Genomic DNA, 20418 nt, shown 5'->3' with positions numbered 1-20418 from the left:
TTACCTCCGGGATATTTTTTACATCTTTTGTAAAATCAGTATATCCCATTTTTTTGTTATATGATATAATAATTCCATTCAAAAATAGCAAAATTTTGTCATACAGCCTTTGTGTATGCTTTATAGATCTAAAAAAGGAAGGAACAAATATGATCCATTATTGGAAAGAAGAAAATGTATATATAGACGGTGTTCCGTGCCAGTTTTTGTGCCATCTGGAAACCAGGAATTGTGCCGGAATCGTCTATCCTGCGCACTACCATGATTATATAGAAATGCTTTATGGCCTTTCGGGTACATTTAAAGTATATCTAAACGGTTCCTATCACTCCTTTACCGGGGGAGATCTGGTTTTAATTAACTCTCATGAAGTGCATCAGATTGACTCCCTGTCTGAAAATGGAGGCGAGTATATAGTTGTGCGGTTCATGCCGGATTTGATTTACAACCGCATGTCCCAAAACCACTTTGAGCTGGAATACATCCTACCATTTATCACCGAAGATGCCAGACATGAAAAAGTAATCCCGTATTCGGAGATCCGGGACACCATGCTTCCTACGTTATTTCACAATATTATGACAGAAAATCATGAAAGAGACTACGGATATGAGCTCGCCATTAAGAACCATATCGGAAGCATTTTCTTATGGATACTGCGCTATTGGCACCGGTCGGGAAAACATCCGGATAATTACAGACAACCGGACCGGCAGCTGTACGAAATGTTAAACCCGGCTTTTAATTATCTGTCGGTCAATTATGAAAAACCGGTAAAGGCTTCTGAAATGGCAGAATTATGCAGCCTTAGCTCCAGTTATTTTTCACGTTCTTTTAATCGGCTTATGGGAATGAGCTTTAATGAATACCTGAACTACATCCGTGTAAGCGAAGCTGAAAAATTATTAATTTCCACCCCTCTGAGCATCACAGAAATAGCGGTAACCGTTGGATTTAGTACATCCAGTTATTTCATTAAAATATTTAAGATATATAAGAATCTATCGCCGAAGCAATTCCGGATGACTTTGCTTTAGTCAGATGTGGATTTTTATGTATATAGTTACTTGTTTAAGGTTTAATGAAGAAACGGTCAGCGAAAAAGTAAATCACTTGGTTAACATGATAAGTTTAATCATACTATCATATTTTATCAGTTTTATATTTTGATTACCCTCCAGAGTTCGTTCGCTTATGATTTAATATCATGGCGAACTACTCCTGAGTAACCGGGAAGAACCTGGTAGTCCTTAGCGCTTAATCCTATGAACTGCCAGGCCCCTTTTATATTTATATAACATCTGATTAGTCTATCTTAACCTGCATTATTTTGTGCAAACTGGCTATTATACAATTTTTCATATAATCCTTTTTTACGGATTAATTCCTCATGAGTTCCAACTTCTTTAATATCACCCTCCTGCATATATAAGATCATATCGGCATCTCGGATTGTGGAAAGCCGATGGGCGATCACAAAACTGGTTCTGTTCTTCATGAGTCTTGCCATGGCTTTCTGGATCAGTACTTCTGTCCTGGTGTCAACAGAGCTGGTTGCCTCATCCAGTATCATAATCGGTGAATCAGACAAAATTGCACGGGCAATGGTAAGCAGCTGGCGTTCTCCCTGAGCCAGGTTTGCAGCGCCTTCAGCCAGAACCATCTGGAATCCTCCGGGAAGCGCTTTTATAAAATGATCTGCATGCGCTGCTTTTGCGGCATCCACAACTTCCTGATCGTCAGCATCCAGCCTTCCATACCGGATATTTTCCATAACTGTTCCCTTGAAAAGCCAGGTGTCCTGCAAAACCATTCCAAAAATGCTACGAAGAGACTCCCGTCCCATTTTTTGAATATCAATGCCGTCAATTAAAATGTTTCCACTGTTGATGTCGTAAAAACGGAGCAGCAAATTTACCAGCGTAGTTTTTCCGGCACCGGTAGGTCCCACGATAGCGACTTTGCTTCCAGGTCTCACTTCCAGCGATACATCTTTAATCAGCGTTTTATGCGGAAGATACCCAAAGCTTACATGGCTGAAGGTAACTTCTCCAGAAACTTTTTCCGGAAAAACTGGATTGGTTTCTTCCGGTATTTCTTCTTTCTCGTCCAAAAATTCAAATACGCGGTTAGCTGCTGCTGCTGTAGACTGCAAAATATTCGTAATCTGAACTGTCTGGGTAATCGGCTGTGAAAATTGACGCAAATATTGAATAAATGATTGTATCATGCCAATTGTCAAAGCACCCTTTATGCATAAAAATCCACTGATCACCGCAACCAGTACATAACCAAGATTCGTCATTGCCTGGGTAATCGGCTGCAAAAGACTCGATAAAAATTGTGCTTTCCATCCAACTGCGTAAAGTGTCTCATTCGTCTCTTCAAAATCACGGATAATATCCGGTTCTTTTCCATAAGCGCTGATTACCGTATGTCCCGTATACATTTCCTCAACATATCCATTTAATTTTCCCACTGTCCCCTGTTGTTCCTGGAACAAAAACTGGGATTTGTGGGCTATTTTCATGGAAATAATCAGTGCCAGCGGTACCGTTATTATTCCGATCAGAGTCAAAGCAGGGCTGACCACCAGCATCATTATTAATATAAAAACAGCAGTGGAAATAGAGGTCAGTATCTGATCAATGGACTGCTGCAAAGAAGTGGAAACCGTATCGATATCATTGGTTACCCGACTCAAAATATCTCCGTATGGGTTTGTATCAAAGTAATTAAGTGGAAGCTGCTTTAATTTGCCATCCACTTTATTTCTAAGATCAAATATTGTTTTTTCAGACACACCTACAATGATAAAAGTACTCAGATACTTGAAAATGCAATACAATAAATAAATCACACCCAGCACGATTAAGATTGTTATAAATTTCCGGATACCAGTGGATACAGGAACGCCGTTAACTACAATTCCCGCTAATGCATCCGTCGCCTTTCCCAGTATAAACGGTCCGAGGCTGTTAAAGACAGAAGCCACAATAATAGACACAATAGCAAAATAGAGACCTCGCCGGTAGGGCTTCATAAAAGAGAACAGTCTCCTGAAAATCTTCATTATATTAATCGTCTTCGTCTGTTCAATCATGCTCCCGCCTCCTCTTCACTTAACTGGGAATGTACAATTTCTTTATAAACTTCGCATGAATTCAGCAGTTCTTTATGCGTACCCATTCCTACACAATAACCATCTTCCAGAACCAATATACGGTCTGCATTCATAATGGTACTGATTCTCTGGGCTACGATGATCACTGCGGCATCTTTGGTCTCCTCCTCTAATGCCTGTCTCAAAGCCAGATCTGTCTTAAAATCCAATGCTGAAAAACTGTCATCAAATATATAAATTTCCGGCTTTCGGACAATAGCCCGTGCTATTGCCAGCCTCTGCCTCTGTCCGCCGGAAACATTGCTGCCCCCCTGGGTTATATCGGTATCAAATCCTTCCTCTTTCGCAGTAATAAATTCATATGCCTGGGCAATCTTAGCTGCATCCTCGATCCGGTCCTCCGATGCCAGCTCATCACCAAATTGAATATTGCTCTCAATCGTTCCTTTAAACAGAAAAGATTTCTGGGGAACATACCCGATTTTTCGTCGTAATTCCTTTAAATCATAGTCTTTTACATCCATCCCGTTCACCATTATCCTGCCTTCCTGGGCATCATAAAACCGCAGAATCAAATTAATTAAAGAAGATTTTCCACTTCCAGTAGAACCAATAATTGCTGTAGTTTCGCCCGGTTTCGTTTCAAAGGAAATATCGTGTATAACCGGTTCTTCAGAATCAGGATAAGAAAAAGTGACATGTTCAAATGACAAGAATCCCCTTCTATCTGCTGATCCTTCTTTTGGATTTATTGTCGTAATAGTTGCTTCAGTATCAAGTACCTCATTGACTCTGGATGCAGAAACAGAAGCTCTTGGATACATGACAAAAATCAAAGCCAGCATCATTACAGACATCATGATCTGCATAACATATTGAATCACGGCAATTACATCTCCGGTCAGAAGCGGCATGCCATTCACCCGGGTAAGCTGATATCCGCCAAATGCCAGCAGGGCTACATTGGTACCATAGAGAACCAGACTAAGTACAGGCGTCAGGGTTCCCATGATTCGCTGCATCCGCATAGAATTCTTCATAAAGCTTTCATTTACGTCATAAAAACGTCCGGACTCATGTTCTGTTGTTCCAAATGCCCTGATCACACGGATTCCTGTGAGTTTTTCTCTCATGACCAGATTGATTTGATCAATCTTGGATTGCATGATTTTCGATAATGGTATTGACCTCAGTGCGATCACAAGTACCGCTGCTATCATAACCGGCATAGAAATAAACAGCACCATAGACATAGAAGGGCTTTTTAAATATGCCAGGATGACACCTCCGACACACATCACCGGAGCCATCAATACTATGCGCAGGAACATATTCATAAAATTTTGCACCTGGGTAATGTCATTATTGGTCCTGGTGATAAGAGAAGACGTAGAAAAACGGTCAAACTCTGCCCTGGAAAAATACTGAACTTTCGTAAACACCGCACTTCTCAACCGCCTGCCAATCCCCATAGAAACCCGTGCCGAAAAGAAACCCGTTGCAATATTGCACAATGCCCCCACGATCGTGAGAATAAGCATAGCGCCTCCGGTACGGATAATAAATGCCGCATCACCTGTTGGTATTCCTTTATTAATAATGTCTGACAGATAAGCAGGCAGCCCCAGATTACAAAGTACACCCCCAATTACCGTCAGAGCAATGAAGAAAACCGCCGCTTTAAACTTACCCAACTCTTTAAATACCTTTTTCATAGGCATGATTCTCCTTCTACAAAAATCTAAAGTTTATTCTTTTAAATATCATCTATTCCTACCTGTAGTATTGCTTAAAATTGAAAAAATATCTATTCAAGTTATATTTCGAAAATATTATCTTGATATTTGCAATCTGATATTGTATAATAAAAAAACGCAATGCATAGTCACTGTTTAAATATAAAATTCTCTTTTTCTCTAAAGACATCTATTTTTCTATTGTACAATTTCCGTACCTATTCCCTTTAGTGCAGAATCATGAATATTTCCAAGTGTCCGTGTATTGCCTATTCAAGAGGAGGATAACATGACACAAGAAAAAGACTTATTCATCAATCAATATCTGGAAAACCCTGAACATTTTGCAGATATTTATAACGGAACTGTATTCCGTGGTAAACAAATCATAAAGCCGGAGGATCTTTCCCCTGCGGAATGCAATCAATCCATTCTCCTGCCGGATAAATCCGGAAGAAAAAAAGCAGTTAGACGCTACCGCGATGTGGTCAAGAAAACTCATTTGGGAGCTCAGTTTGCTATTCTTGCATGCGAAAATTAAACTGACGTAAATTATGCAATGGTAATACGTTCCATGCTGTACGATGCGTTGAATTATACCAGACCGGTACAGTAAACTTGATCTTCAGACTTTTGAGCTGATTCATCTGCTTCTGGGTGAAACAGACAAACTGGATACTTTAAAGAACACAGCCATCGTGATCACCGACGCTGAAAGCAAAAAGTGCCCATAACTGATAGTCATTTAATGTCTTTTTATTTGTGTTGACAAATTTGGTGATATTACTTACAATTTCATTATCAAAAATATTAACACCGTTAACCACAGGAGAATTTACATATGGGAATAAAAGAAAGACGAGAAAATGAAAAAAAGCAGATGTGCAGAAAAATAATGGATGCTGCAACCGAAATTATCAATCAAGAAGGCTATGAGGCCTTGTCCATTCGAAAGCTTGCCGCTAAAATTGAGTATTCCCCCACAACAATTTACCTCTATTATAAAGACAAGTCACAAATCATAGATGATATTGCTGCTATGCTTTATACTAAGGTAGAAAGAAATGCCGCTCAATATCTGACAGAGCATCAGACTTGTCCGATTGACCAGCAAGTCCGGGGACTTATGGTTCTTGTAATAAAAATCCTGTCAGAAGAAGCGGAAATGACAAAATCCGTTATGTATAGCGGAAAAAATGTTATTTTTGCGTCTGAAAATGGGTCAATACCTGACAATGAAGGCATCCGAATGATGGACAGCCTTTTGGAAGAAGGAATACGTCAAAAAATATTTAAAGAAAATGCCGCTCATACATCCTGGATGATCGTTACTGCCCTGCTGGGTTTTGTTATGTGTGCATCCGAAAACTGTCTATATAAACTGGATAATTTCAATGAACTTAGCGTAAACTTTGCAGGAATTTTATTAGGGGGGATTTTAGATGAATGCAAAAAATAATTTTTTTTTACTAATCGCTTTTAGCCGAACAGTCTCTTCAGGTGGATGCCATCTCATCAGCCACTTACAGCAGCGATACCATTCGTAAGGCTGTTGAAAATGCTTTGCTAAATGGGAAATAGTCAGGGTAGCCCGCTGCGCCTCCTGTTATTTGATTGATTTCGGCAGAACAAATAAATGTGTATATAAAATTTGGCAGATGCACTAAAAAAGTGTACTCCCGTGCATCCGCCATCATTTTATTTTCAATTTATATTATTATCCCGTCCTCACTAACTAGTCAATCTGTATTTTCAGGCAAACAGGGTAAGATGTCTCTATCTTTTCTTCCACCTTTACATGCATTCCTGCATCATCCCTTGTAAATGAAACCGCTGCATCATAGCCCAATACGGCAACGCCTTTTACATCAAACGTACTGGTAGAAACACTGCAGACTTTTGGAATGCCGCAGGCTTTAATAGTTACCTGCCCATCCTCAGGAAACTTCATCACAAATGCATATAATACACCTGCTTTATACGTAAAGCGAATATCCTCCGGGGTAAATGGAGCTCTGTCCACATCCGTAAAATATCCGCCGGCAACCTTGGTAGGTCCCTCTCCAAATATCTGCCAGAATGTGGTGCCATAAATTCCTTCCCCATTTTTCTTCAGCCAGTTTCCTATTTCAAGCAGTACATTTCTGTCTTCTTCCGTAAATGTACCATCCGCTTTTGGTCCTACATTCAGCAACAGGCAGCCATTTTTACTGACAATGTCCACCAGATCCCCAACCAGGTCTACCGGTGATTTAAAATCATTTCCATGGGTGTAACACCAGGAATTTTTTGCAATTGCCGTATCTGTCTGCCAAAGCTGGGGACGGATGGCATCCAGTTGTCCTCTTTCCAGATCAAATACCGCACTTCCATAAGCATAAGAATCGTATTTATAATTAATTGCCACTTCTATTCCCCATTCAGCTGCACGATTATAATAAAATGCTGCAAATTTCTTCAGGTAAGGCTTAAATGCAACATTCTGAATCCACCAGTCAAACCAGACAATCTGAGGACGATAGTTGTCCACCAGCTCACACATTCTGGCGAGCCAGTCATCCATATGTTCCTTACTGGGAGCTACCGAATATATATCATGTGTCACACTTCCATCCAGATCTCCTCCATCCTGCTGCTTCCAGTAGAAGTCTTCAAAAGCAGGATCATTGATATCTGAAGCAAACTCCCTTCCTCCATTGAAAAACCAGCAGTGTTCTGCCCGGTGGTCAGAGACAGTAAATATAATATCACGTTTCCCCGCTTCTTCTTTTAACTCTTTGATTATGTCTCTTTTGGGTCCCATGTTCTTGGCATTCCATTTAGACAGTTCACTCTCATACATCTGAAAACCATCATGATGTTCTGCAACCGGCATGATAAATCTGGCCCCCGACTGTTCAAAGAGATCCAGCCATTCATCAGCCCTGAAATGTTCTGCCTGGAACATAGGTATAAAATCTTTATAGCCAAACTGGTCATGAGGACCATAAGTCTTTAAATGATGCTCATATTCCGGCGTTCCTTTCAGATACATATTCCTGGGATACCACTCACTTCCGAATGCCGGAACCGCATAAACACCCCAATGGATAAATATCCCGAATTTTGCATCCTGATACCATTTTGGAATTTCATATGTGCATAAAGATTCCCAGGTGTCCTGAAATGGCCCCTGTGCAATTACACGCTCCACTTCATACAGTCTCTCCCTGACTTTTTCTTGAACTTTTCCTTTGCCTTCTTCTTGAACTTTTTGTTGTACACCCATCTTACTTTCACCTATCTTTCTTATTTTTTCTTCCTTATTTTAAATTCCTTATTTTAAATTCCTTATTTTAAATTCCTTATTTTAAATTCCTTATTTTAAATTCCTTAAATTCCTTATATTCCTTCTACATATCTAAGCCCTGCAAATACATTAGCTTCTTATACTCACTTTAATACCAGATATACCAGATGCTACCCCAAAGAACTATGCCCCATATTATGCTCTTTCACCTGTTCCATTTTTTTAATATACTCCGAGGGGCGCATACCGAATTTCTCTTTAAAACAGGTGCTAAAATAACCTGCATTCTGAAAACCATTTTTAGCAGCCAGCAAATCTATACAGCTGACACCGTCCATTATCATCCGGACAGCATTTGCAAGGCGCAGTTCTTTTATATAAGATGGAATTGAAGTGCCTGTCATTTGATTGAATATCCGGCTTAAATAGGATGGATTCACATAGCATGAGTTTGAGATCACAGTCAAAGAAAGCTGTGCTTCCTGATAGTGAAGGTCTATGTATTGCCTGGCAAGCTCAATGATAATTTCTGTACCCGAATTTCTCTCTTCTCCCTGCTGACAGAGTTTTTCCAGAAACAACTTAATTAAAAATTCTTTATATGGGGTAAAGTGCGGTATCTCCTGGGCCTTCTCTTTCTGTCTCTCCGATTTACCGCAGAATTCATTTAGCGCATCCATTAAGCTTTGGGATAAACTGTTAAACTCTTCCGGCTTTGTGTAATGCTCCTGGGCATATGCAAAGATTTCCGAAAGCTGCCTGCTCACTTCTTCCTGCCTCCCCTCATACATTTTATCCAGCAAATCTTCTTTCATTTTCTTGTAGTACATTTCTCCCAGAATCGCCCTCTGGCTCACCTGCTGTTCCCCATCCAGTATTTCGTTTATTTTTTCCAGAACCTTTTTTAGTTCCTGTTCTTCCACAGGTTTTAGCAAATACTCTTTTACGCCATAATGGATGGCATTCTGGGCATAAGAAAAATCATCGTACCCCGTCAGGAATATAATTTTTACCGTACTGTTTTGTTCGTATAATTTTCTTGTCAGTTCTATCCCATTGATAATCGGCATCTCAATATCTGCAATCATTAAATCGATCTTTTTCTCCGACAATATTTGCAGAGCTTCTTCTCCGTCTTCGGCTTCTTCGGCAATGGTGAATCCATACTTTTCCCATTCTATGCAGCTTTTCAATCTTTGTCTGGCATAGAATTCATCCTCTACAATTAAGATCTGATACATGTCAGCCTCACTTCTTTCCTGTTATATAACGTCTTTACGTTAAAATAATTCGCTCATCTTAATAAAAGCAATGTTTAAACACACTCTGGAGCGTGGTCTATGGTATTGTATGGAAAGACAAAATATACTTTTGTAAATTTGCCCAGTTCACTTTCTATGTGAATACCGTAATCCATTCCATAACACAATTTTATCCTTTCATCAGTTGCCTTAATGCCAAAATTGACTTTCTCTTTATCCCATTCATCCTGGTTAAAAACATCTTTGATTTTTTCGCTGTCCATTCCTATGCCGCTGTCATAGACACAGAGTATTACCCGCTCATTCTCTATATAAACCTGTACTTTTATATTCCAGTCATTCTTTTTTCCCCTGAGACCGTGCAGCACTGCATTTTCTACAATTGGCTGAAGGCACAGCTTTAAAATAGAACAGTTTTCTGCTTCTTTTTGACAATCAATTTCGTAATTCAGTTTATTGGGATAACGGTATTTTAAGATATTAAAATATCGTTCGATAATATTTAACTCTGTCTTCACGGGTATGACTTTATTTCCCTTGCTCAAAACTCCCCGGTAAAAAAATGCCAGTTCTTTAACCACAAAAATAATGTCATCCGTCTTGTTCAGAGACGCCATACCACAGATACATTCCAGTGTATTATACAAAAAGTGGGGATTTAACTGGGATTGTATCAGAGCTAACTCATACTCCTTTTTCCGATTCTGTTCTTCTAAAAGGTTTTTCATCAAATCATCGTTTTTTTCTATCATCCTGCTAAAAGCGATAAACAGCTCTCCAATTTCATCTGACCGATCCTGGCTGATCTTTATATCCCGTCTGCCTTCCCCGATCTGAATAATAATTTTCTTCAGACGGATAATTGGATCCGATACGTATTTTGCAAGAAAAGTTCCCATGAATACCGTGAGAACGATAAAAAAACCACCCAGAAAAAGCAAAAACAACTGAAGCCGCTGGCTGTCCTTAACCACTTCCGCAACCGGAACAATACCTACAATATTCCAGCCCAGCTTTTTATACATTTTATTGGTCACCAGGTACTCCTGGTTCCCCATAGTAATTTTATGGTTTCCTTCCGACTGGCTGATAGCATTATAATATTCCTTATCCGAATAATCTTTCCCCAGTTCTCCCTTGTCTTTATAAGAAACTACTTTTCCGGAATGGTCCAGAATCACATAGTGTCCCGTATCGGCCAGACGAATATTCTCGTACAATTCTGTAATTACCGATTCATCCACCATCAGTTCTACGCATCCGACTACTTCAACCGTGTTTTCGTTATAAATTTTCCTGTAATATGACATTACACATTTTCCGGCTGAAAGAGGCATGGATGTAAAATAATAATTTTCATTGAGTTTCCATAAATAGCTTTCCTGCATGCCATAAAACTGCCTTACAAAATCAGTATCTTCTATTTTCCTGTCGGGATCAATAAACTTATTGACAGAAAAGGCTTCTCCTGTATCGTGATAAGTATGGATAATCAGATTACTGATACAATTAGACTTGATGATATTTAGCAGATATGCAAATACATCCTGTTTCACAGAATAATTGGCATTTTTCTGTCCCTCCAGCCATTTTTGCACATCTTTATTGGTCAATACCAATACGGAATAGCTCTCTATATTCTGGGTCAGTAAATCTAATTTTTCTGAGATTACATTCAGGTTCTGATATGAATTGTCAATCATTTTCTCTACCAGCATATTGTTGGAATACACCCCTGCAAGCAGCAGCATTATAAGAAGCATTCCCGCCATGCAAGGTACCAGCAATACGAATATTTTCTTTTTTAAAGAAATCCCATTAAATAGCTTCCTCAGTAATCTCATCCTCACTCTATACCCCTTCTGTACGCGCCTTTCTATATTTATAATGTACCCATAAGTGTGGACACATTATTTAGCGGGGCTCCCATTTTTTTAGACATCCCTTCCCATTAGTTCCATATAAATGGACACCCCCTCACCTTTCAGAACCCCAATTGTGGACATGCCTTGCTGGTATACCCTGCTTCTGGGACAACTGGCTTGGATGATTGCTGAGGCCTCTTTTGGCTTAGACACCTCTCTTGGCTTATGGTATTCTTATCTAAGAACAGGAGGAATACCATGACCAAAAACCCTTTTACCAATGAACAAATGCTGCTGCTTCGTCAAAATCCTTACACCTACAAGGTGTCCAAATTCCAATTAACCTTTACCAGGGAGTTCAAGGAGATCTTTTACTCGGAATACCAGTTAGGGGAGATTCCGCGGCAGATCCTCGCAGATCATGGCTATGATCCTGCCGTCCTTGGGGACCGCAGGGTATGGAGCATTGCCAGACACATTCGGGAACAGTACGATAAATATGGCGGGTTTCACCAAGGACATTCCCCTCACAGGATGCAAAGCTCCGTCTCCCCGGCTGCTGATCTGCCGCCATCCGAAAAGGATGAATTAAAACTGCTTCGGCATGAGGTTGATTATCTGAAACAGGAAGTTGAGTTCTTAAAAAAAATTTCCTCACTCAGGACTACAAGGAAGTAGGTGCTCTGCTTATGAACGACTCTTCCTGTATATTTGAGATTATCCAGCAAACGATCCGGCAAAGCGAGAATTCCCTTTCTGCCAAAGAACTCTGTTCCATAGCCGGTGTTTCCAGAAGCGGTTATTACGCCTGGATAAAGGCAGCTCCTGTCCGTTCGCTTCAGGAACAGAAGGACCGTGAGGATTTTGATCTGGTTCTGGCCGCTTACAGGCTGCATGGTTATGCCAAAGGGGCCAGGGGCATCTATATGGAACTGCTCCATATGAACCCGCCGGTGATCATGAACCTGAAAAAAATCCGCAGGCTGATGGAAAAGTTCCACCTCTCCTGTCCATACCGAGGCCCAAATCCATATAAAAGAATGGCAAAGGCACTAAGGACCAGCAATGTAGCGGACAACCTGCTAAACCGTGAGTTCGAATGTTATGGACCAAGAATAGTCTTGTTGACGGATATCACTTATCTGTCCTATAGCGGATCCTTTGCCTACCTGTCAACCATCCTGGATGCCTTTACCAGGCAGATACTTTCTTATGTGCTCAGTGACTCCCTGGAAGTGGATTTTGTTCTTGAAACGGTCAATAAACTGGTGGCCGGTCATGGGATCTCACTTCAAGCAGAAACAATCATCCACAGTGATCAGGGGTGCCATTACACCAGCCAAAGTTTTCTTCATATACTTTATAACAAGAAGCTGCGCCAGTCCATGTCCCGGCGTGGCAACTGCTGGGACAATGCGCCCCAGGAGAGTTTCTTTGGGCATATGAAGGACCATATCAAGGCAAAACTGGCTGAATGCGTAAGCTTTGCAGAGGTACAGTCTGTCATTGATGACTACATGGCTTATTATAATAATCAGCGGTACCAATGGCATCTGGCGAAGCTTGCACCCAATGAGTTTTATAAATTTGTCATCACTGGAGAATATCCACTGGATGTTCCCAAAATACCTGCGCATCCGGTCATAGCCAAAAAACCGGAAGAACTTGGATGCCAATTATATCAGAAAAATACGGATAGTTAAAAAATTTCATAGAATACCATGACATTTAAAGAGGTGTACCTGTATGCAGGATACTTTGGAAGTAAAGGTGCGAAAAAAGTGCCCCACTTTTTAAAATGTCCTTGACAAAGGGTACAGTTCAATTCCTACCCTTTCACGGACCCTGCTGATAAACCTGCAATCACTTTTTCCTGGAAACACATAAAAATGATAATCATCGGAATAATTGCTACCACCATTGCCGCTAAAGTTGCTCCTACATCTGTATTATACTGCGCAGAAAAACTATTGACTACCTGTGTTATGGTTTGAAATTTGGGTTTTGATATAAACAGCGTCGCAAAGATGAGGTCGTTATAAATATTTACAAATGCCAGAATACCTGCTGTAGAGATTGCCGGAAGGGATAATGGCACAATCATCTTCCGGAAGATGCCAAAAGTCCCGCTTCCGTCTATGGTTGCCGCCTCATCAATTTCTTTGGAAATTCCCCTCATATACCCGGTTATCAGCAGGATGGACATGGGTAGATTGAACGTTACATATATGGTAATCATCGTAACGGGATTGTTCTGCATCCCCAGCTTCCCAATTGTCCCTACCAGTGGAATAAAAGTTGCCTGTACCGGAACTAAAATTCCCAATATGAAGTAAATATTCAGCCCATCAATCAGCTTTCCTTTGAACCTTGATAAAACAAATCCAGCCATCAGTGCAATGACCATAATCAGGATAACGGATATAATGGCATAGGTAAAAGAATTAAAAATGCCTTTTATAACCCCGGACCGCAGGATTGCTTTATCATAATTTTTAAAACTCCATATCTCTGGAAGCTTAAAGGGCCCCATATAGATTTCGTTGGTATTTTTAAAAGACCCCAGTATGACAACAATCAAAGGAATGATATTCATACATGCCCACAAAATCGCCAGTATATAGAGAATTTTCTTTTTGATTTTTACTTTCATTATCTCGCCTCCTCTACTCTTTTGCAACCAGATACTTATTTGCAATCAGACTTCCAATTAACCCCACCACCAGAATAAATGTAGCAATCGTGGCACCATAGCCAAATTTTCCATAGGAGAACGTCTGCAGGTACATATTAACTGCCGGCACTTGCGTGGCTTCATTTGGACCTCCCTTTGTCATAACAAATACCAGGTCGAAGGTCTTCAGGGTTCCGGTAATCATAAGAATGACATATACTTTTAAACTTTCTTTCATCATGGGCAGTGTAATATAGAGAATTTTTTTTATTCCGGTTGCTCCATCCAGTTCGCCCGATTCATATAATTCTTCAGGTATAGCTGTCATACCAGCTGAAAAAATAACCATATTTAAGCCGATATATACCCATGCACTTACCAGTACTACCGAATACATTGCAATATCGGGATTGCCCAAAAAGTCCATGTTAAAATCAGGATTAAAAAATCGTATCATATCATTAATTAAACCCCAGTTTGGATTTAAAATAAATTTCCACATAATTGCTACCGCTGTCATCGGAATAATAACCGGAAGGAAGAATGCAAATTTAAATGCACGCAGCCCCCGTATTTTTTTTGAGATAAACATAGCCAGTAAAAATGCAATCGGACCCTGAATTAAAACACCCTGTGCCAGATAAATAAACATATTCCGGATACAGATCCAGAATACACGGTCGCTGAACATGCGTTTATAATTACTGAATCCTACAAATTCTTTCGGCGTCTGCCAGATGCCATTCCATTCCACAAATGACAGATAGACAGTCTGAATGATTGGTGTGAAAAACATAAATGCGATTAATAGAAATGCCGGAAGAATCATGAAAAACGGCACATAATATTTTTTTATCCATTTCACGGAAAGTCCCCCCTTTATAGACACGGACAGGCTTCTCCCCTGTCCGCGCATCATTTTTAATTATGGCTGTCTATTTCGTCCTGAACCTCTTTCATTGCAGCTTCCGGAGAATTACCTGCTACCATGCCCGCAAGGGAATTTCTCAGTCTGTCCTGTAAAGAAGCAATTGTGCTGTACTGGTCAATTTCCTGCATTAAGCCAGTTGCCGTATTATTTATCAGGTCAATACATTCTTTTGTTAAATAATTCATCTCTTCCGGCGGTGTTGCACTCTTAACTGCGAAGATCTGGGTGGGATCTGCTTTCCATATCTCGGTAACGACTTCCGGTGAAGTAAGGTATTTTACCAGCTTTACGGTTGCTGCGGTAGTTGCCTCATCTTTCTTAGCTATAGACAGACCTTCATTTGGACCTCCCATTGAGCCTCCTTTTAAATCCATCTTGTCATCAAATGCAGGGAACCAGATTACATCTACTCCTTTTCTATCCAGAAATTCCGGATTGTTTTCCAGAATATTGGTCGGCTGCCAGGTTCCGATTGCAATCATCGGGGATTTCTCCGTTGAGAAAAGTGCCTGCTCTGTTGCAGAATCCAGGGATGCAATGTTTTCGCCAAAATACCCTTTGTCCTGCCAGGATTTCATAAGATTTACTAACTCCAGCATCTTGTCGCCGGTGTACTTTTCTTTTCCATTTGCCAGGTCATAAATATAATCCTCGCCATATTTTCTCATAACCAGACCGGAAAGGAGATGTGCAAAACGCCATCCTTCTCCTGACATTGGAACCGGTGTAATACCTTCTTCCAGGAACTTATCGCAGACTGCTTCAAATTCTGAAATCGTCTCCGGATATTTCAGTCCTCTGGATTCGAACATATCCTTGTTACAATAGAGAACGGTAGCAAAGTCCGTAAATGGAACCCCATATACACCTTCTTTTGCCTGATATTCCCACATACTGAACAGATCTAAAAAGTTATCTTTCCACTCCTTATCCTTTTCAAACTCAGAGGTAAGGTCATACAGAACATCACTTTCCACGTAGGAATAGATGGTACTGCCGCCATAATTCTGGAACAATTCATACATATCGCCTGTAGCTGCCGCTGTTTTCATTTTTTCATAAAACTGCGTATCGTCCGCCCCTGCTACGGCATCATATTCAATCTCAACATTCGGATTTTTTTCCATAAAATCCTGACAGGCTTTATATATAGCGGCTCCCAGAACCGTATCTTCCGCCCAGCGGTTCAAGAATTTGATTTTGACCGGTTCGCCCTCTCCTGCCGTCTGCTCTTCACCTGTCTCCTTTTCTGAATCCGCTCCTGCAGCTGTTGTCTCCTGGGTTCCCTTCTTATTGCCGGTGGTCTTTTCCCCGGAATCCGCTGAATTTCCTGCACATCCTGCAAGTGTTGCAGACAACATCGTAACCGCCAATAAAATACTTATGATTCTCTTTTTCATCTTAAATCCTCCTATTTCGGTTCTTCGTATATTTTTTTCACATTAGCGCTAACTGATAATGCTATTTTAGCAATTATGTATAATGTCGTCTATAAAATATATTTACTTCACCGTTAATATTTTTACTTTAATGATGTTTAAGTCAATATACTTTATATGTTTTTATATTTTTTTCTCACATACTAACTAATCGACTCATTCTGATTAACTACAAATCTCCGCCTTACAGTCTGGTCCTCCCTGTGTCTTTATTGCGAATTCAAACAGGATACAGCAATCAGATACTAAAAAGAAAGTGACTTTACTTTTGCGAAATGCTAAACTATAAACAACAAAATATTAAATATCTGCAAAACCTTAAACTGTAAAGAAAGAAACAGCAAAGTAATAAGGTACAAAAGAGATTTGTAAAGGAGGCTGCTTTTTATGAATCATGAATTTACCCTGCTGCAGAGTGATTATACGGTCTGTTCGGAAGACTGGGGTATGACAGATGAAAATGCTTTATTTTACCGCATGTACTATATCCTCGGTGGTGAAGCATATCTCAAAAAAGGGGATCAGAAGATCCGACTGGAACCGGGATTTTTCTATATTCTGCCTTTAATGAAACCGTATACACTCTGGCATATCAAAGAAGATCCCCTGCAGGTACTCTGGTTTCACATTCAGATAAAGATGGATTTTTATATTGATCTGGGAATTGTAAAAATAATAGAAAATACGCCGATGTATTATATCCTTCAAAGTCTGCGTTCATTTATGGGACAATCCAGATATCAGAGAGAAACAGAACAGCTTTTTGATATATTCCTGACACTGCTTAATGAGGATCTTCCCCTGCAAAAAACCGATCATCCTGCTATGAAAAGCGTACTGGATTATATCGATACACATTTAGCGGACCGCATTACAGTGCGTGATCTGGCAGCATATGTGGGAATGGAGCGATCCTACTTTTCACGTAAATTCAAAGCTACTTTTCAAATGTCACCCAACCAGTATCTCTATTCCGCACGTTTGAACCGGGCAGCCATTGCCCTGGCACAGGGAGCTACTGTGTCAGAAGCCTGTCAGATCGCAGACTATGCAGATGAAAAATCTTTCTCCAGAGCCTTTCACAGCTACATGGACATTTCGCCTAGCACCTACCGCAAAAGTCACATCGTGCAACCTTAAAGTCACACCACAGTGTTGTGGCTTTTTTCTATTCATGATACCCTTTAGAAAAGAACAACACCGGGAGGTAGGTATATGTTACAAGAAGAAAAGAGTGCAAAAATTAATATGATCCGTTTTACAGACTCGGACAAAGATATTCTGCGCACCCTGGGGTATCGAATCGCAGAAATATCTGACGACAGCAGAAACGCATTACGTGCAAAGAACTGGGCTTTATTAAATGACAAAAAATCCGTAAAACCAATGGTCTGGATCAATGAAGTTCCATGGCATGAATTGAATGTGGATGATGAATTAACGTTGAGATGCCGGCAGCCCTGGGCCAGAAAGTTAGAGGATAGCCTGCGAAAAACAATCTACCAGTGGAATCATTTCCCTGGAGATATGGTCGTTAATCCTTATATGGAATCTCCACTTGCAATTTCGTCTACCGGTTTTGGAATTGAAGAAGATGTGACCTGCGTTTCTACTGATCAGGATAACGACGTAGTATCCAGGCATTTTAAAATCCAGATCTCGGAACCGGAAGATATCGAAAAGATTAAAATGCCTGTTGTTACACATGACATTAAAGAAACCGAAGAAACATTTGCCGCCATGAATGAAATATTTGCGGATATTCTTCCCGTGAAAAAGGTGGGAAGAAAGCACATCTGGTATACACCCTGGGACTACCTGGTACGATGGTGGGGTGTACAGGAGGCAATTATGGATCTGATTCTCCGCCCGGATATGGTGCATGACATTTACGAACGCATGGTACAGGCGTGGATGAAGGAAATGGACCAGCTGGAAGCCATGAACCTGCTTTCACTGGATAATAACAATACCAGAATCGGTTCCGGAGGATATGGCTATACGACAGAACTTCCCGGAGCTGACTATGATTCTTCCCATGTGATGGCGAAAAACATGTGGGGCTGTTCCAACGCACAGATTTTCTCTACCGTCTCTCCCGAGATGCATTGGGAATTTGCCGTAGAACACGACTTGAAATGGCTGGAACGCTTTGGCTTGACCTATTATGGCTGTTGTGAACCGCTGGATATTAAAATGGATATACTGCGTCGTATCCCCAACCTTAGAAAGGTATCAGCATCTCCCTGGAACAACAGTGAAAAAATAATAGATGCAATTGGTTCTGATTACGTAATCAGCCGAAAGCCTAATCCGGTAATTGTAGCAGGAAATACCTTTGATTCCAATCAGGCTGAAAAAGATCTGCGGGACTTTATGGCCCTTACGGATAGTGGATGCCATGTGGAACTTATTTTCAAGGACATCTCCACGGTGAGATATGACCCGAAAAGACTCTGGGAATGGGAAAAAATTGCTATGCGCGTTGCAGATGATTATGCAGGGTAAAACTAAAATAACAGGGATTTGTAATTTTACCCAATTACAAATCCCTGTTATGGTATGCATTTATCGATACATTTTTAGCTGTATATCATCTGGTTCTGTCATCCAGAGTATAGTCTCCCATACCTCCTGTCCGTCATTTTTCTGTCGTGGTCCCGGAGTACTTCTGCCATTCAAAATATATTCTTTTAACTGATGACGCAGTTCCTTTGCCAGTTCTGGATACCGCTCTATCACATTTACACGTTCTCCAATATCCTCTGATAAATCATACAGCTGGAACCTGGGAAGATTTTGGTCCTCCTCTCCCGGTTTGGGATCTGACCAACCGCCGGAGCCGGGACACATTTCCAGTTTCATCATCCCTTTTCGGATAGAAAGGGAACCATCGATACTCTGGTGTACCACATCTCTGCGGACCTCCGGTCCTTTCGCATCTTTCCAAAGCGGCAGATTGCTGACACTGTCTTCTCCTGCATTTTCCGGCAATGGATAATCAAAATAATCAGCCAGTGTGGCCATCAGATCACAAAGGCAGACCACCCGGTCACATACGCCTCCTGCCGGGATCAATTCCGGCCAGTGCATAATCAGCGGAACTCTGTGCCCACCTTCATAGATATCTGCCTTTGTACCCCGGAATACATAGCTGGGATTGTGTCCCGCTGCTTTTAACTCTTCGTAATCCGCCATTGGGGAACACCCGTTATCCGAGGTGTATAGAATAACCGTATTTTCTAAAAGCCCCAGTTCTTCCAGCTTTTTCGTAATTCTTCCGGCTGCGTCATCACAGTGCAATACAAAATCTCCATAAGTATTCGTTCCCGATTTGCCCAGGAACCGTTTTGCCGGGAGAATCGGTGTATGGGGCGCAGGCATGGGAAAATAAATAAAAAAGGGATTTTCTTTATACTCTTCTATCTTATCCAGTACCCTGTCTGTGAGTTCATCCAGAACATTTTCATGTACGAACCCCGGTGCAGCAGGACCTTTCCTCCAAAATTTCTTGCCTGTATTCTGGGTCTCATGATCCGGCTTTGCCGTAAAATGATCATTCTCGATATAGACATAGGGAGGCATATCCAGAGATCCGCTGATTCCGAAGTAATAATCAAAACCATGTTCCACCGGAGATCCTTTTATTTTTCCTGCGTAATCCACTCCGTCGCTTGCCCCAAATTCTTCCGCTTCCCGGAAATCTTCGAATTTGGCAAAATCCATTCCAAGATGCCATTTTCCGATCATTGCCGTTTGGTATCCCTGTTCTTTTAAAAGATTCGCCACAGTCATACGGCCTGGCTCCAGAAGGGGGGCTGAATATCCTCCCACAACATATGATTTCAGCCGGGAACGCCAGTTATAGCGTCCCGTCAAAATACTGTATCTGGATGGAGTGCAGACTGCGGAAGATGCATGAGCATCCGTAAAACGTATGCCGTTTTCGCACAATCTGTCCAAATTAGGAGTCTGAAAAGGACAATTTTCGTTGTAAGCCGAGATATCTCCATAACCCATATCATCAGCCAGAATATAAATCAAGTTTGGGCATTTCTTTGGTTTTCCCATCCTGTTCTCTCCTTTCCCGATTAAATT

The 20418-nt window shown here is 40.9% G+C and carries 17 protein-coding genes; 8 read left to right on the top strand and 9 right to left on the bottom strand.

Annotated elements, in window-relative coordinates; all coding sequences use genetic code 11:
* Nucleotides 1-149 precede the first annotated feature (149 nt).
* Complete coding sequence (locus CD03_RS0106170) at nucleotides 150-1037, top strand: AraC family transcriptional regulator (RefSeq protein WP_138003843.1); 888 nt, start codon at nucleotides 150-152, stop codon at nucleotides 1035-1037.
* A 278-nt stretch (nucleotides 1038-1315) separates the two neighbouring features.
* On the opposite strand, the gene CD03_RS0106165 is transcribed toward CD03_RS0106170, so the two are convergent.
* Nucleotides 1316-3103 carry an ABC transporter ATP-binding protein gene (locus tag CD03_RS0106165; protein WP_027292883.1) on the bottom strand — a complete coding sequence of 596 codons (1788 nt, stop codon included), beginning with the start codon at nucleotides 3101-3103 and terminating at the stop codon, nucleotides 1316-1318.
* Nucleotides 3100-4839, bottom strand: a complete 1740-nt coding sequence (locus CD03_RS0106160; protein WP_027292882.1) for an ABC transporter ATP-binding protein — start codon at nucleotides 4837-4839, stop codon at nucleotides 3100-3102. The genes CD03_RS0106165 and CD03_RS0106160 overlap by 4 nt, the downstream gene beginning before the upstream one ends.
* 310 nt (nucleotides 4840-5149) lie before the next feature.
* Here CD03_RS0106160 and CD03_RS0106155 point away from each other — a divergent pair, with 310 nt between their 5' ends.
* The 3 genes from CD03_RS0106155 to CD03_RS39860 all read left to right on the top strand — a co-directional run bounded on the left by CD03_RS0106155 (nucleotide 5150) and on the right by CD03_RS39860 (nucleotide 6441).
* Nucleotides 5150-5401: a hypothetical protein gene (locus CD03_RS0106155; protein WP_027292881.1), complete on the top strand. Its 252-nt coding sequence runs from the start codon at nucleotides 5150-5152 to the stop codon at nucleotides 5399-5401.
* A 300-nt stretch (nucleotides 5402-5701) separates the two neighbouring features.
* Nucleotides 5702-6319 (top strand): TetR/AcrR family transcriptional regulator, encoded by a 618-nt coding sequence (locus CD03_RS0106150; protein WP_027292880.1) that lies wholly within the window; start codon nucleotides 5702-5704, stop codon nucleotides 6317-6319.
* 41 nt (nucleotides 6320-6360) lie between these two features.
* Complete coding sequence (locus CD03_RS39860; protein ID WP_081820138.1) at nucleotides 6361-6441, top strand: FMN-binding protein; 81 nt, start codon at nucleotides 6361-6363, stop codon at nucleotides 6439-6441.
* 154 nt (nucleotides 6442-6595) lie between these two features.
* Here the strand turns inward: CD03_RS39860 and CD03_RS0106145 are convergent, their stop codons facing one another.
* The 3 genes from CD03_RS0106145 to CD03_RS0106135 all read right to left on the bottom strand — a co-directional run bounded on the left by CD03_RS0106145 (nucleotide 6596) and on the right by CD03_RS0106135 (nucleotide 11255).
* Nucleotides 6596-8128 carry an alpha-L-fucosidase gene (locus tag CD03_RS0106145; RefSeq protein WP_044288940.1) on the bottom strand — a complete coding sequence of 511 codons (1533 nt, stop codon included), beginning with the start codon at nucleotides 8126-8128 and terminating at the stop codon, nucleotides 6596-6598.
* Between the two features lie 191 nt (nucleotides 8129-8319).
* Nucleotides 8320-9390 carry a response regulator transcription factor gene (locus CD03_RS35835; protein ID WP_052377698.1) on the bottom strand — a complete coding sequence of 357 codons (1071 nt, stop codon included), beginning with the start codon at nucleotides 9388-9390 and terminating at the stop codon, nucleotides 8320-8322.
* A 74-nt stretch (nucleotides 9391-9464) separates the two neighbouring features.
* Nucleotides 9465-11255, bottom strand: coding sequence for a sensor histidine kinase (locus CD03_RS0106135; protein ID WP_027292878.1), 1791 nt, complete (start codon nucleotides 11253-11255; stop codon nucleotides 9465-9467).
* A 279-nt stretch (nucleotides 11256-11534) separates the two neighbouring features.
* On the opposite strand from CD03_RS0106135, the gene CD03_RS0106130 reads away from it, so the two are divergent.
* Both CD03_RS0106130 and CD03_RS0106125 read left to right on the top strand, forming a co-directional pair.
* Nucleotides 11535-11954 (top strand): HTH domain-containing protein, encoded by a 420-nt coding sequence (locus CD03_RS0106130; RefSeq protein WP_027292090.1) that lies wholly within the window; start codon nucleotides 11535-11537, stop codon nucleotides 11952-11954.
* Between the two features lie 11 nt (nucleotides 11955-11965).
* Nucleotides 11966-12979, top strand: coding sequence for an IS3 family transposase (locus CD03_RS0106125; RefSeq protein WP_027292091.1), 1014 nt, complete (start codon nucleotides 11966-11968; stop codon nucleotides 12977-12979).
* A 125-nt stretch (nucleotides 12980-13104) separates the two neighbouring features.
* Here the strand turns inward: CD03_RS0106125 and CD03_RS32610 are convergent, their stop codons facing one another.
* From CD03_RS32610 to CD03_RS0106110, 3 genes are read right to left on the bottom strand one after another with little or no spacing between them, the layout of a single operon-like run.
* On the bottom strand, nucleotides 13105-13929 hold the full coding sequence (locus CD03_RS32610; protein ID WP_052377697.1) for a carbohydrate ABC transporter permease: 825 nt from the start codon (nucleotides 13927-13929) through the stop codon (nucleotides 13105-13107).
* A gap of 13 nt (nucleotides 13930-13942) precedes the next feature.
* Nucleotides 13943-14815 carry a carbohydrate ABC transporter permease gene (locus CD03_RS0106115; protein WP_160295798.1) on the bottom strand — a complete coding sequence of 291 codons (873 nt, stop codon included), beginning with the start codon at nucleotides 14813-14815 and terminating at the stop codon, nucleotides 13943-13945.
* A gap of 56 nt (nucleotides 14816-14871) precedes the next feature.
* Nucleotides 14872-16281, bottom strand: a complete 1410-nt coding sequence (locus CD03_RS0106110; protein ID WP_027292876.1) for an ABC transporter substrate-binding protein — start codon at nucleotides 16279-16281, stop codon at nucleotides 14872-14874.
* Nucleotides 16282-16707: 426 nt separating this feature from the next.
* On the opposite strand from CD03_RS0106110, the gene CD03_RS0106105 reads away from it, so the two are divergent.
* The gene (locus tag CD03_RS0106105) at nucleotides 16708-17460 is read left to right on the top strand and encodes an AraC family transcriptional regulator (RefSeq protein WP_027292875.1); all 753 of its coding nucleotides are present in this window, start codon (nucleotides 16708-16710) and stop codon (nucleotides 17458-17460) included.
* 75 nt (nucleotides 17461-17535) lie between these two features.
* On the top strand, nucleotides 17536-18828 hold the full coding sequence (locus CD03_RS0106100; protein ID WP_052377695.1) for a hypothetical protein: 1293 nt from the start codon (nucleotides 17536-17538) through the stop codon (nucleotides 18826-18828).
* A 60-nt stretch (nucleotides 18829-18888) separates the two neighbouring features.
* On the opposite strand, the gene CD03_RS32605 is transcribed toward CD03_RS0106100, so the two are convergent.
* Nucleotides 18889-20391, bottom strand: a complete 1503-nt coding sequence (locus CD03_RS32605) for a sulfatase family protein (RefSeq protein WP_052377694.1) — start codon at nucleotides 20389-20391, stop codon at nucleotides 18889-18891.
* Nucleotides 20392-20418 lie beyond the last annotated feature (27 nt).

This window comes from Robinsoniella sp. KNHs210 (assembly GCF_000686105.1).
GTDB classification, from domain to species: Bacteria; Bacillota; Clostridia; order Lachnospirales; family Lachnospiraceae; genus Robinsoniella; species Robinsoniella peoriensis.
This window is presented reverse-complemented; position numbering and strand designations above follow the sequence as displayed.